The organism is Microbacterium immunditiarum, assembly GCF_013409785.1.
GTDB classification, from domain to species: domain Bacteria; phylum Actinomycetota; class Actinomycetes; order Actinomycetales; family Microbacteriaceae; genus Microbacterium; species Microbacterium immunditiarum.
In genome coordinates this window covers 3,876,720-3,890,094 of sequence record NZ_JACCBV010000001.1, presented here as the reverse complement: position 1 = coordinate 3,890,094, position 13,375 = coordinate 3,876,720, and the positions used below count along the sequence as shown (strand labels likewise).

Below are 13,375 nucleotides of genomic sequence, written 5' to 3'. Positions count from 1 at the left end.
CGCTGATGACCCCGCGAGTCTGCGAGGTGAGGCTGGAGCGACGGAACGATCAGCCGCTGGCGGACGTGCCGCGGCCGCGTCTGAGCTGGATCGTCGAATCGGAAGCGCCCTGGCTCCAGGCGTTCGCCGAGGCCCGGCTCGACGGAGGCGAGGCGGTCCGGATGGACACCGGCGAGTCGCTCTTCGTCGACTGGCCGTTCGCGCCGCTGAAGCCCCACGAGCGACGTGAGCTGCAGCTTCGGGTCACCTCGGAGGACGGGGCGACGACCGGATGGTCCGATCCGGTCACGATTCATACGTCCTTCCTCGCGGACGGGGAATGGTGCGCATCGCAGATCGCCCTCACCGCACCGCCGGTCGAGGCATGTCCGGGAAGGGCGCGGCTCGAGTTCCTGCTTCTCGGCGCCGTCCGGTCGGCCGTGCTCTACGCGACGGCGTGCGGCGTTTACCAGGTGAGCATCAACGGTCGTGACGTCGACGACGCCGTTCTCAAACCCGGATGGAGAGACAATCGCGAGCGGATCGTGCACGAGGCGACCGACGTCACGGCGCTGCTGCACGAGGGAGCGAACGCGATCGGCATCCGTTTCGCCGGCGGTTGGTGGACGGAGGAATACGGGTTCCATGGAAACGGCAGGCGTGTCTACGGGGACCAGCCCTCGGTCGCGGCTCAGCTGCACGTGGAGTTGTACGACGGTACCGCTCAGGTGATCGCGACCGACGGGAAGTGGCGCGCGGCCGCGGTCGGCGAAGTCACGGCCAGCTCGATCTACCAGGGCGAGACGATCGACGCGCGGCGGTCGCTGCCGGGCTGGGACGAGGTGGGGTTCGACGACTCGACGTGGCCTGCCGCGGCAGTCTCGGAGACTTCCTTGGTGCCGCAGGCGGACCCTGCCGAGCCGGTGCGCCGGACGGAGGAACTCTCGGTCGTCGACGTGATCACAAGTCCTGCGGGCAGGACGATCCTCGACTTCGGGCAGAACCTCGTCGGCTGGCTGCGTGTGCGGGTCCGCGAGGCTGAGGGCCATGCGATTACCCTTCGCCATGCAGAGGTGCTCGAAGACGGTGAGCTGGGGGTGCGCCCTCTGCGCTTCGCCAAGGCGACTGACACCTTGATCTGCTCAGGCGGGCACGACACTTTCGAACCGCAGTTCACGTTCCACGGTTTCCGATACGTCGAGGTAAGCGGGTGGTCGGGCGAGGTCGATGCCTCGGCGATCACCGCTGTCGTGATCGGCAGCGACATGCGGCGCACGGGGTGGTTCGATTCTTCGCACGACCTCCTGAACCGGTTCCATGAGAACGTCGTCTGGGGGATGCGGGGGAACTTCCTCTCGCTCCCCACCGACTGTCCGCAGCGCGACGAGCGTCTCGGCTGGACCGGCGATATCCAGGTCTTCGCGCCGACGGCGACGTCCCTGTTCGATTGCACTGCGTTCCTCGTCTCGTGGCTGCGAGATGTCGCGCTGGAACAGCGACGCTCCGGAGGCATCTGCCCGTTCGTGGTGCCGAATGTGCTGCCAGGCGACCCGCAGCCTGCAGCGGCATGGGGCGATGCGACGACCGTTGTGCCGATGGCGCTGTATGAGCGACTCGGTGATCGCGCCGCGCTCGTCGAGCACTATCCGTCGATGAGGGCCTGGGTCGACGTGCTGATCGAACGCGCGGGGCAGCGGATGCTGTGGGAGGGCGACTTCCAGTACGGCGACTGGCTCGATCCGACGGCGCCGCCGGACCGCCCGGGTGCTGCACGCACGGATCGGGACCTCGTCGCGAGCGCGTACCTCGTGCGATCGGCGAAACTCCTCGCGCGGGCAGCCGATGTGCTCGGATACAACGATGACGCGACACACTACGGCGAGTACTCGGATCGCGCGCGGCGCGCTTGGGAGCAGGAGTACGTCACGCCGGGCGGCCGGATCATGTCCGACGCGCAGACCGCTTACGCTCTCGCCATCGTCTACGAGCTCGTCGATGCGGCCACGGCGAAGGCCCTCGGTGAGCGGCTGGCAGCGGTCGTGCACCGAGATGGCGGCGTCATCGGCACCGGCTTCGTCGGTACGCCGATCATCACGGAGGCGCTGAGTTCGACGGGGCATGCTGACGTCGCGGGGCGGCTGCTGTTGCAGACGGAGGCGCCGAGTTGGCTGTATGCGGTCACAATGGGGGCGACCACCATCTGGGAACGGTGGGATTCCATGCTCCCGGACGGGAGCATCAATCCCGGTTCCATGACGTCTTTCAATCACTACGCGTTCGGTGCTGTCGCGGATTGGATGCATCGCGTCGTCGCAGGTCTTTCGGCTGTCGGTCCCGGTTTCTCGCGAATCCGGATCGCTCCGACGCCGATCGAGGGGCTCACCCATGCGTCGGTGCGGCACGAGACGCCCTATGGGTCCGCGGAATCGGGGTGGGACATCACCGCGGGCGGCGCGCTGCGCGTGCACGCGGTCATCCCGCCGAACACGAGAGCGGAGGTGGCCCTGCCCGGAATGGACGCATTCGTGGTAGGGTCTGGACGGCACGAGTGGCTCATCCCCCACCGCGAGTGCGGAGACGCCGAATGACGTCGACGATCGTCCACCCGCACGACCCGGCACTCACGTGGTCGGGAGCGTTGGGCGTCGAGCACACCGACGAGTGGTCTCAGGCCTGGAGGCTGCCGGTCGACTCGCTCGACCTGTTCCCGGACGCGCTGCTGGTTCCGGCTGCGATGAGCGCAGGCGTCCGCATCGAATTCGATAGCGACAGCCGGTTGATCGCCGGCCGGGTTGCGGACCGCGACCTTTCACCGGATCTGGCGGGGATCGATCTGGTGGTGGACGGCGTTTTCATCGAGACGACCCGTGTCGCCGAAGACGGTCGCTTCGCCTTCGGCGAGTTGCCGTACGGCGAGAAATCGATAGAGCTGTGGCTTCCCCAGTTCGACGTGTTCCGCCTCGCGCACCTGGAACTGTCGCCGGGTGCGACCATCGGAGTCACGCCGGCCGGCGACCTGCCGCAGTTGCTGACGTATGGCAGTTCGATCACCCAGTGCCGGCAGGCCACCTCTCCCACACGCACCTGGCCCGCGGCCGTCGCCCAGAGGCTCGGATACGAGCTCACCTGCCTCGGGTTCGCGGGGCAGTGCCACCTCGATCCGATGGTCGCCCGCGTCATTCGCGATCGCTCCGCCGACTTCATCGTCCTGTGCATCGGCATCAACATCTACGGCGACGGATCATTCACCCGCCGCTCGTTCGCCCCCGCGATCCAGGGCTTCCTCGCGACGGTTCGGGATGGTCATCCGACGACACCGATCCTCGTGATGTCTCCGATCCACTCTCCCAGCCGCGAGACCGTCGCTGGGGCGGCGGGCATGACTCTCGCGGAGATGCGCGGCGAGGTTGGGCGTGCGGTGTCGCTCGCGCAGCGGTTCGGCGCAGAGAACCTCCACTACGTCGACGGGCTGACGGTTTTCGGCGCGGAGGATGCCGACCTGCTCCCAGACGGGATTCACCCGAGCGCTCAGGGATACCAGGTGATGGCCGAACGGATCTCGGCCGAGGTCAGTCGTATCCGCAGCCTTGTGACCGAGGCGGACGCCGCCCCAGCGGCCGCCGAAGGTGCGGCGATCCACTTCCCCTTCCGCCACGTCACGGACGGTGAGAGTCTCGAGCTGGTCGTCGAACCGACCGTGGGGATTCTGGTCTCGAGCGTCAGACTCGCAGCCGACGGCTCAGGCGACATCGTCGTCCTCCTGCGCGAGCCCGCCGGCACACCGATCGCAGGCGCCCTGCATGTCCGATTCCCTGTTGCGTCCGTGCACGAGGCGACCTTCCACGAGGAGCCGACCCGCAATGTGGCCATCGTCGGCGGTGCCGTGCCGGTGACACTTCGACCGTTTGAGGTCAGCATGTTGCGACTGACTCCCGATCAGCAGCACCGCACCTGAAGCTGCCATTCAGAGTTGATGTCATTGACAATGGGAGCCTCCCATCCGCCGATCGTGATGGCCAGACGCACACACAGAGTCCGACGGTCTCACCCTCGGTCGGCACGGGCCAACTCGATCATGCGAGGGGGCGCGAGAGTGATTGGGGGTCAACTTGTCTGATCGGCGTTTTCCCGAGTGGGTGTTCGGTCGAGGAGCTGAGCCGGATCCGCGATTCAGTTTGGCCAATGAGCGGACGTTTCTGGCGTGGATCCGCTCGTCGGTGGCGTTAGTGGCGGGTGGCGTGGCGTTGGTGGCGTTGCGGGTGCCGATCGATGCCGGGTTCCGGGTGGCGTCGGCGATCGTGTTCATCAGTCTCGGGATGCTCGCGGCGATCCAGGCGTGGATCGGGTGGGCGCGCACGGAGCGGGCGTTGCGGGAGAATCGTGCCCTTCCCGGCCCGGCACTGGGGGTAGTCATCACGGTCGGCGTGCTGGCAGGGACCGCGCTGATCGTAGTCGGGTCGGTCGTATGAATGCCCCGTTCGATCCGGGGTTGCAGTCGGAGCGGACTTTACTGGCGTGGCGGCGCACCGCGCTGGCACTGACGGTGGCCAGCGCGCTGGCGCTGCGGTTCACGGTCGACGTGCTCGGGGCGCTCGCGCCCGTGTTCGCGTTGGGCGGGCTCGCGCTGGCTGGGGGAGCGTATGCCGGCGCCGCGCTTCGGTACCGTCGCGCGCATGCCTCTCTTGTTTTCGGGGGGCGGCTGGGCGGCGGTGGCGTGTTCGCGCTCTTGGCCGTAGCCGTTCTCGCACTCAGTATCGGGGGAATCGTGTTTGTCGTGAGCGCCGAGGTCGGCCAGTGACGGACGGCATGATCGAGCTTCCCGGAGGCGCGTTCCTCATGGGGTCGGATCGGTTCTACCCAGAGGAGGGCCCCGTTGTTCAGGTGCAGGTCGATGCGTTCACGATGGATCGGTACGCGGTCACGAATCGCGAGTTCGCGCGATTCGTGGCTGACACCGGATATGTCACTGTGGCTGAACGGGAGCTAGATCCGGCCGACTTCCCGGACGGAGACATAACGGATGTGCAACCGGGGTCGCTGGTATTCACCCCGACGTCGGGCCCGGTCGATCTGCGGAACTGGCGGCAGTGGTGGCACTGGGTACCCGGCGCATCGTGGCGGCACCCGCACGGACCGGACAGCAGCATCGACGAGTTAGGGGATCACCCGGTGGTGCAGATCGCGTTCGAGGACGCGTGCGCGTTTGCGGCGTGGGTGGGCAAGCGGCTGCCCACCGAAGCCGAGTGGGAGTACGCTGCCCGCGGGGGACTGGAGGGGGCGACCTTCGCATGGGGCGAGGAGGCGAACCAGCGGGCGGAGCCCTTTGCGAACACCTGGCAAGGGCGGTTCCCCTACCTGAACACCGGGGCACGCGGCTGGGTCGGCACAGCCCCGGTGGGGTCGTTCCCGCCGAACGGGTATGGGCTGCATGAGATGACCGGGAACACGTGGGAATGGACGGCCGACCCGTGGACCGAGCGTCACCAAGTCCCGGCCGCGGCGTGCACGTGCGGGTGCAGCCCGCAAACCCGAACGGAAGCAACCGGCGGCCATGGAGCGTCGGCAAGGCGACGGGTGCTCAAAGGGGGTTCGCACTTGTGCGCTCCGGAGTACTGTTTCCGCTACCGCCCCGCCGCCCGTTCGGCTCAGACCGAGGACTCCGCCACCACCCACATCGGCTTCCGCTGCGCACACTGACTGCCGGGTCGCGTGGGAAAGCCGTGAGTAAAACCGTCGTAAAACGAACGTCGCGAAGGACAGCAGCGAAATCTCGATATCCGCGGAAACTCAACCCAAACCGCATCCGCAACATCGACGAAATGCCACTGAACAAGGGTTCAAATCCCACCGTCACCGCCAGCGTCGAAGCCCCGCGAACCTTGGAAACATTGGGATCGCGGGGCTTTCGCGTGGGCGCCCGGAGGCGGCTTGACAAGATTCTGACAAGATGCTGTCGCCGCGAGGGCCTGTGATGTCTCAGGACATGGGTGACAGTTCTGTGTCAGGACATGGGTGACATTTCGTGTGTCAGGACATCGGTGGCAGTTCTCTCGGCTTGGGTCCGCGGGGCCTCCCGTTGCCGACGTAGCGGATGCCGGGTGGTGGCCAGAGGTGCTCGACGATCAGGGTGCCTTGCTGGTCGAAGACCATGATCCCGGCGGCCTCGTAGAGGACGAACACGTTCTGCCCGCGCAGCGGGTAGCTGATGTTGAAGATGACACCGCGGACCTTGATCGACCCGTTCGGATGCACGGTCGCGACCCGGATCCCGTCGAGGACGCGGCCGTTCGGTGATGGCGCCGGCGGAAGCGGCTCGTTCGGCTTCCGCTTCACGGGGCCAGGCCGGGGCGGGGTGGCTTTCGGAGTCGCGTCCCACGCCATCTGCGGGGTGATCCGGCCGGGAAGGGCTTGATGACCGCGCTCGGTGTTGTAGATGTGGTCGAACCGGTCGATCTGCGCCTGCAGCTCGCGGAGGTTGCGGGCGATGGGCTGCTTGTCGAGGTAGCGGAACAGCGTCTGGTGGAACCGCTCGTTCTTGCCTTGCGTGGTCGGCTTGTAGGGCTTCCCGGTGATCGGCTCGACACCGAGGAGCGTGACGTATTCGACAAGCTGGCCGATGATCCCGCGCCGGGACGGATTCAGCGCGATGCCGTTGTCTGACAGCAGGCGTTGCGGGACGCCGTGACGCTTGATCGCCCTCTTCACGACCCGGATCGCATCCCTCGAGGTCTCACCGACGGCGGCGTGCGAAGCCACCGCGTAGCGGGAGTGGTCGTCGATGAGCTGGAAAATCACGCACTTGCGGCCACCTGCGAGGACGTACTCGGTCGCGTCCAGCTGCCAGCACGCGTTCGGTGCCGGGTAGACAAACCTGCGGTACGCGGCCCGAGGCTTCTTCCTCGGTTCGTGTTTCGCCGCGCCGGCGTCGCGGAAGATCCGCGCGAGCGACGCGATGGACGGCACGGGTGTCATGCCCAGTCCGACCATCTTGTCGTGCACGCTGATCGGACCGTGATCCAACCCCGACTCCTCCAGCGCGCGACGCACCCTGAGCGCCTGGACCTTGACGTCGTCGGCGATCGTTGTGGGGCTGGACTTCGGGCGACGCGAGCGCGGCTCGAGCGCAGCAGCCTGCCCCTCGATGATCGCGCGCTGTCGGATCGCGTAGAACGTCTTCCTCGAGATCTCGTGCTCGGCGCAGAACGTGGTCACCGCGCCGCGCGGCGCGTCCGGCGGCCACTGCGCGATCGCGAGACGGACACGGGGATCGACAGGCTCGACACGGCTCATCTCTCACAGATAGGCCCGAGAAGTGTCACCACCAACATCGCCGGAACTGTCACCGATGTCTTGATACCCGAACGTCACCGAAGTCCTGAGACACGGCAGATCGCCGCGTTGGACCCGTTCGCGGGTTACACGCCGGGACCGACGACAAGCTCGAGGCGCTCGTCGCCGTCTGGCGCGCGGGCTGACCAAGATCGTTACCATCCCCTGCCGCGGCGAGTACAGTCGAAACTCGGCCCGAACGCCTTGCTCGTCACCGACACCACACGCGCCGACAGCGACAAGTACCGGCGCGCGCTGACCTTGTTCGCGTGAGGACGGGACGTTGAGATCGTTCGTGCTCGCACGATGCCCACACGTGTTCGCGTGGGCATCGTGCCTACCGGATGACGGCTGGTTCTCGCCCCAGCCGGAGAGGCTCGTGCAGAGCGACGCGACCCCTGACGTCCGTATGAATCCGGGGGAATTCGTGCCTGGTTGCTTTGCCTATCGCGCGCGGCCTGTGCTCGAGCGAAGAATCAGCGCGGTGGGGACGGATTCGAGTTGGCGGTCGGCGCCGTCTTCAATGTCCGCGATGAGCGCGGCCACGGCGGATTCGCCGAGTCGATCGAAGTCCTGGCGGACGGTCGTGAGCGGCGGCAGGTAGTCGGCCGCGTCCGCGACGTCATCGAAGCCCACCACGCTCACGTCGCCCGGCACCCGGCGGCCGGCTTCGGCCAGCGCCCGCAGTGCGCCGAGGGCCATCTGGTCGTTGGCCGCGAACACGGCGGTCGCGGCGGGGTCGAGGCGGCCCGCGGCGGTGTGTCCCGACGCGGCGCTCCAGTCGCCGCGCAGGACGGGCGGCCGGGCGATGCCCGCGGCCTCGAGGGTAGAGCGCCAGCCGCGCTCGCGCTCTGCCGCGGCAAAGGACTCGGCAGGTCCTCCGATGTGATGGACGACCTGGTGACCCAGTTCGAGGAGGTGCTCGGTCGCGGCACGTGCCCCGCCGGCGTGAGCGGTCTCGACGATCGTGAAGCGGTCGTCGGGCGGTGAGTCGACGACCACGAGCCGGAGGTCGTCGGGCGTGCTCGCGGCGCGCGCGAGGTCGGTGGCCTCGTTGAGCACGACGACGCCGTCGACGCCCTGATCGCGAAGACGGTCGAAGGCGGATGCGATGTCGCCGCGGGTGCCGAGCGTGACGACCACGAGCGCGTAGGAGCGGGTGGCCGCGGCATCCGCCACCGCTTGCAGCATGAGCGAGTTGCCGACCGTCGCGAGCGTCGACGCGATGAGGCCGATCGTCTGCGTGCGGCCGGTGCGCAGGGCGCGCGCCGCGCGGTGCGGGCGGTAGCCGAGTCGCCCCATCGCCTCGTGGACCTTCGCGCGGGTGGCGGGGTCGACGCGCGGGCTGTCGTTGACGACGCGCGAGACGGTCTGGCCGGACACGCCCGCAAGGGCGGCGACGTCGGCCATCGACACCCGGCGGGCGGGTGCGATGTCTGGATCTCTCACGTGCGCTCCTGTCGCCTTCGGCCGCCCATGCCGGCATGTTGACGTTACCATGGGCGGCCCTATACCGTGTTGACGTGAACATGCGTGATTCGGGTGCCTCGGGCGCCTCTGCGTCCGCGGCCCTCGGCGCGGGCGTCGTGCGCCGCACGACGCACCTGGCCGACGGCCGAGAGCTGATCTACTACGACGACCCCGGCACGACCCTGGGACCCGGGCGGGCGCTCGACGCGCGTGTGCTCGCGCCGCGGCCCGAGACGGCGACGATGCGCCTGGACGTCTTGACGGGGGACTGGATTACGGTCGCCGCGGCACGGCAGAACCGGGTCATGCTGCCGAGCGCCGACGCCGACCCGCTGGCGCCGCAGACGCCGTCGAACCTGTCCGAGATCCCATCGCGATACGACGTGGCGGTGTTCGAGAACCGGTCGCCGGCGTTCGGCCCCGCGCTGACGGAGGCGATCGGCGCGGCGCCGGCGGCCGTCGACGCGCCGACCGGGCTCGACGATCTCGGGGCGCTGGGTCTGAGCCGCAGCCGCACGTCGGTGGGGCGGTGCGAGGTGGTGTGCTTCAGTCCCGAGCACGAGGGGTCGTTCGGCACGCAGACGGTGACCCGGGCGCGCACGGTGATCGAGGCGTGGGCGGATCGGACGGAGGCGCTGTCGGCGCTGACGGGGGTGCAGCAGGTGTTCCCGTTCGAGAACCGGGGCGAGGCGATCGGGGTGACGCTGCCGCATCCGCACGGGCAGATCTACGCGTACCCGTACGTCACGCCGCGCACGACCCGGCTGCTGGACTCGATCGCGCGCACCGGTCCGGATCTGTTCGAGCAGATCCTCGCGTTCGAGCAGGCGTCGGAGCGGGTCGTGCTGCGCGGCGAGCACTGGACCGCGTTCGTGCCGTTCGCCGCCCGCTGGCCGCTCGAGGTGCACCTGATGCCGCATCGGCATGCGCCCGACTTCGCGGCTCTCACGCCCGAGGAGCGCGACGAGCTCGCATCCCTCTACCTGCGGCTTCTGCGCGGCGTCGACGCGCTCTACGACACCCCGACGCCGTACATCGCGGCGTGGCACCAGGCACCCGTGCACGTCGGGCGCGACACCGCGCGGCTCCGCCTCGAGCTCACGAGCCCGCGCCGCGCGGCCGACAAACTGAAGTTCCTCGCCGGATCCGAGGCCGCGATGGGCGCGTGGACCGCCGAGATCGAGCCAGAGCAGTCCGCCGCGCGACTCCGTGACGCGATCGCGGGGGTGACCCTGTGAAGGCGGATGCGGCGTCCCGGGCCCTGTTCGTCGGGATCACCGGACGCGAGCCCGACGGGGTGTGGTCGGCGCCCGGGCGCGTGAACCTGATCGGCGAGCACACCGACTACAACGACGGGTTCGTGCTGCCTTTCGCGATCGACCGCCGCACCTACGCGGCCGCAGGGCTGCGGACCGACGGGCGGATCCACGTCGCCTCGACCTTCGCGCCCGGGGTGGTCGAGGTGGGCCTGGAGGAGCTCGACACGCTGTTCCCCGCCGGCCGCGATGCCGTGCCCGAGTGGGCGCGGTACCAGCTCGGGGTCGCGTGGGCGCTGCGACGGGTCACCGGGGTGGGCGTCGGCATCGACCTCGCGATCGCGTCCGACGTGCCCGTCGGCGCGGGCCTGTCGTCGTCGGCGGCGATCGAGGGCGCGGTCGCCGTCGCGCTGGACGGCCTGTGGGGTCTCGGCCTCGATGGCGTGGCGCTCGCGCAGGCGGGCCGTACCGCCGAGAACGAGGCGGTCGGCGCACCCACCGGGATCATGGACCAGCTCGCCGCGATGCTCGGCCGCGCCGACGCCGCCACGTTCATCGACTGCCGGTCGCTCGAGACCGAGATCGTAGACCTCGGATTCGAGGGCGCCGGACTCGCGCTGCTCGTGATCGACACAGGCGTGAAACACTCGCACTCCACCGGCGGCTACCGCGAGCGCCGCGACGCGTGCGAGCGTGGTGCCGCCCTCCTCGGAGTGTCCGCCCTGCGCGACGTCACCGTCGGCGACCTCCCGCGGGCGGCGGAGCTCATGGACGAGGTGACCTTTCGCCGCGTCCGTCACGTGGTCACCGAGGACCAGCGGGTGCTCGACACGGTCGAGACCCTGCGCACGGAGGGCCCGCGCGCGATCGGGCCGCTGCTGCTCGCCAGCCACGCGTCGATGCGCGATGACTTCGAGATCTCGGTCCCCGAGCTCGACACCGCGGTCGAGGCGTCCGTCGCCGCCGGAGCGCTCGGCGCCCGCATGACCGGCGGCGGCTTTGGCGGCGCCGCGATCGCACTCGTCCCGAAGACGAGGATCGAGACCGTGAAGGATGCCGTGAACGCGGGGTTCGCCGCATCCGGATTCCCCCAGCCCCACCTGTTCACCGTCACCCCCTCCGACGGAGCCTGGCAGGCGGTTAGCGTCTATTGCATGGGGGGTGCCCGAGATCCGGCGAGTGAGCGGCCGATGTCGCGCTCCTCGGCTGATGTCGGGCCGGTTGGTTCCAGTCGGCGGCGCGCGCTCGTTCTCAGCGGAGGGGACAGCGGGCGGTACAGCGACCCATGGCACCCGTTCGCGAAAACGTCACAGGCCCTCTCGGACCTGCTCCGAGCGGATGGATACGCAGTCGAGGTGCGCGAAGATGTCGACGAGGCGGTCCGGGACCTGCAAGGAGTGCAGCTGATCGTGGCGAATCTGGGTGACTCGTGGCGAAACGGCTCAAGCGCGGCCCACCGAGACATCGACCCGGAGGCGCTCAGAAGCGCGCTCGAGCGCGGGGTGGGCCTGCTCGCGATGCACAGCAGCGTCGGTTCGCTTCGTGAATACCCTGAGTGGGCGGCCGCCATCGGTGCGGTCTGGCTTCCCGGCATCTCAACCCATCCGCCGATCGGCGAGACGGTTGTGAGCGTCCTCGACGACGGATCGACGTTCACGGTCGTCGACGAGCGTTACACGCGCCTGCAATTCATTGGCGAATCCGATGTGCATGCAACCCACACCTTCGAGGGCTTGCCGACACCGACTGCGTGGACCCGTCAGCACCGCAACTCGAGAGTGGCCGTCGATGTACTGGGACACGATTCTCGGTCATATCTTTCGCAGGGCCATCAGCAACTCATTCGCGGCCTCGTCCGGTGGGCAGTCGGTGACTCCGATCGCCCGGTCGCCGATCGGTTCTGAGCGGTCCTCGTTCGGGGGAGGCGGCGTCGCGATCGACGGGGCGGGGATCGGGGGAGCGACAGCGATCTGTCGCGCATGTTCCGCTCGTCGCATGGCTGGCGCTGGCGCGGCGCCCGTCGAAGCCTCTGAACCGCTTTGCGGAAAGCGCTATCCTGCTCATACACTCGACCTGGGAAAGCGCTTGCCGCCTTCCTATGCCTATCCGGTAGCGACGAGAGAACGGACTCCTCCGTGTCAGAGACAACCGCCATCCCCGTGCCTGAAGTTCTTTCGCCGACGGCTGCGGCGCGCGAGGTCGGCATCATCATGAATGGGGTCTCCGGCCGCATGGGGTACCGCCAGCACCTGGTCCGCTCGATTCTCGCGATCCGCGACCAGGGCGGTATCGAGCTGCCGGGCGGCACGCGGGTGACCGTCAAGCCGCTGCTCGTCGGCCGCCGCGAGGCCAAGCTCGCTGAGCTCGCCGCCCGGCACGGCATCGACGACTACACGACCGACCTTGACGCGGCACTGGCCGACCCGCGGTGGGATATCTACGCCGACTTCCTCGTCACGAAGGCGCGCGCGGCGGCTCTGCGCAAGGCGATCGCTGCGGGCAAGGCGATCTACACAGAGAAGCCGACGGCCGAATCGGTCGAAGAGGCCCTTGAGCTGGCTCGGCTCGCACAGGACAGAGGCGTGAAGGCGGGCGTCGTACACGACAAGCTCTACCTGCCCGGCCTGCAGAAGCTGAAGCGACTGATCGATTCGGGCTTCTTCGGCCGCATCCTGTCGGTGCGGGGGGAGTTCGGGTACTGGGTGTTCGAGGGAGACTGGCAGAAAGCGCAGCGGCCGAGCTGGAACTACCGCACCGAGGACGGCGGCGGGATCATCGTCGACATGTTCCCGCACTGGAACTATGTGCTGGAGAACCTGTTCGGCGAGGTGAAGTCGGTCTACACCCACGCGGCGGTGCACATCCGGGACCGCTGGGACGAGAACGGCGGGCGCTACACCGCGACCGCGGAGGATGCCGCGTACGCGGTGTTCGAGCTCGATGGCGGCGTCGTGGCGCAGATCAACTCGTCTTGGACGACCCGTGTGAACCGTGACGAGCTCGTCGAGTTCCATGTGGACGGCACTCATGGCTCGGCGGTGGTCGGGCTGTTCGGCGCGAAGATCCAGCACCGCAACGCGACCCCGAAGCCGGTGTGGAACCCCGACCTTGCCGACGAGCACGATTACCACGGCGACTGGGCCGCGGTGCCTACGAACGACTTGTTCCTGAACGGATTCCGTCAGCAGTGGGAGGAATTCCTCGCCTCGTACGTGCAGGGTACCGATTACGCCTTCGACCTCCTCTCGGGCGCGCGCGGTGTTCTGCTGGCCGAAGCCGGCCTGCAGTCCAGCCGCGAGGGCCGCAAGGTCGACCTGCCGACGCTGACGCTGGGCTGACCG

10 protein-coding genes and 1 pseudogene are annotated in these 13,375 nt (G+C 68.5%); 9 read left to right on the top strand and 2 right to left on the bottom strand.

Translation table 11 applies throughout. From position 1 onward, the window contains the following. The first annotated feature begins 5 nt into the window (after nucleotides 1–5). The 5 genes from BJ991_RS18075 to BJ991_RS18055 all read left to right on the top strand — a co-directional run bounded on the left by BJ991_RS18075 (nucleotide 6) and on the right by BJ991_RS18055 (nucleotide 5,676). The gene (locus tag BJ991_RS18075; RefSeq protein ID WP_179492301.1) at nucleotides 6–2,567 is read left to right on the top strand and encodes an alpha-L-rhamnosidase; all 2,562 of its coding nucleotides are present in this window, start codon (nucleotides 6–8) and stop codon (nucleotides 2,565–2,567) included. Beyond that, nucleotides 2,564–3,934, top strand: coding sequence for an SGNH/GDSL hydrolase family protein (locus BJ991_RS18070; RefSeq protein ID WP_179492299.1), 1,371 nt, complete (start codon nucleotides 2,564–2,566; stop codon nucleotides 3,932–3,934). The genes BJ991_RS18075 and BJ991_RS18070 overlap by 4 nt, the downstream gene beginning before the upstream one ends. Before the next feature lie 220 nt (nucleotides 3,935–4,154). Beyond that, nucleotides 4,155–4,448, top strand: coding sequence for a YidH family protein (locus tag BJ991_RS18065; RefSeq protein ID WP_343048827.1), 294 nt, complete (start codon nucleotides 4,155–4,157; stop codon nucleotides 4,446–4,448). Further along, nucleotides 4,445–4,777 (top strand): DUF202 domain-containing protein, encoded by a 333-nt coding sequence (locus BJ991_RS18060; RefSeq protein WP_179492295.1) that lies wholly within the window; start codon nucleotides 4,445–4,447, stop codon nucleotides 4,775–4,777. The genes BJ991_RS18065 and BJ991_RS18060 overlap by 4 nt, the downstream gene beginning before the upstream one ends. An 8-nt stretch (nucleotides 4,778–4,785) precedes the next feature. Next, the gene (locus BJ991_RS18055; RefSeq protein WP_218853397.1) at nucleotides 4,786–5,676 is read left to right on the top strand and encodes a formylglycine-generating enzyme family protein; all 891 of its coding nucleotides are present in this window, start codon (nucleotides 4,786–4,788) and stop codon (nucleotides 5,674–5,676) included. A 330-nt stretch (nucleotides 5,677–6,006) separates the two neighbouring features. On the opposite strand, the gene BJ991_RS18050 is transcribed toward BJ991_RS18055, so the two are convergent. Continuing rightward, the gene (locus BJ991_RS18050) at nucleotides 6,007–7,269 is read right to left on the bottom strand and encodes an integrase core domain-containing protein (RefSeq protein ID WP_179492291.1); all 1,263 of its coding nucleotides are present in this window, start codon (nucleotides 7,267–7,269) and stop codon (nucleotides 6,007–6,009) included. A 483-nt stretch (nucleotides 7,270–7,752) separates the two neighbouring features. After that, nucleotides 7,753–8,718, bottom strand: a complete 966-nt coding sequence (locus tag BJ991_RS18045; RefSeq protein WP_179492979.1) for a LacI family DNA-binding transcriptional regulator — start codon at nucleotides 8,716–8,718, stop codon at nucleotides 7,753–7,755. Between the two features lie 119 nt (nucleotides 8,719–8,837). Here BJ991_RS18045 and galT point away from each other — a divergent pair, with 119 nt between their 5' ends. The 4 genes and pseudogenes from galT to BJ991_RS18030 all read left to right on the top strand — a co-directional run bounded on the left by galT (nucleotide 8,838) and on the right by BJ991_RS18030 (nucleotide 13,372). Beyond that, nucleotides 8,838–10,016 carry a galactose-1-phosphate uridylyltransferase gene (gene galT, locus BJ991_RS18040; RefSeq protein WP_179492977.1) on the top strand — a complete coding sequence of 393 codons (1,179 nt, stop codon included), beginning with the start codon at nucleotides 8,838–8,840 and terminating at the stop codon, nucleotides 10,014–10,016. Further along, nucleotides 10,013–11,164 (top strand): annotated as a pseudogene (gene galK, locus BJ991_RS18535) (galactokinase); the annotation flags it as partial. The gene galT and the pseudogene galK, both read left to right, overlap by 4 nt. A gap of 24 nt (nucleotides 11,165–11,188) precedes the next feature. Next, nucleotides 11,189–11,938 carry a ThuA domain-containing protein gene (locus BJ991_RS18530; protein WP_343048851.1) on the top strand — a complete coding sequence of 250 codons (750 nt, stop codon included), beginning with the start codon at nucleotides 11,189–11,191 and terminating at the stop codon, nucleotides 11,936–11,938. Between the two features lie 306 nt (nucleotides 11,939–12,244). After that, nucleotides 12,245–13,372 carry a Gfo/Idh/MocA family protein gene (locus BJ991_RS18030; protein WP_179492975.1) on the top strand — a complete coding sequence of 376 codons (1,128 nt, stop codon included), beginning with the start codon at nucleotides 12,245–12,247 and terminating at the stop codon, nucleotides 13,370–13,372. Nucleotides 13,373–13,375 lie beyond the last annotated feature (3 nt).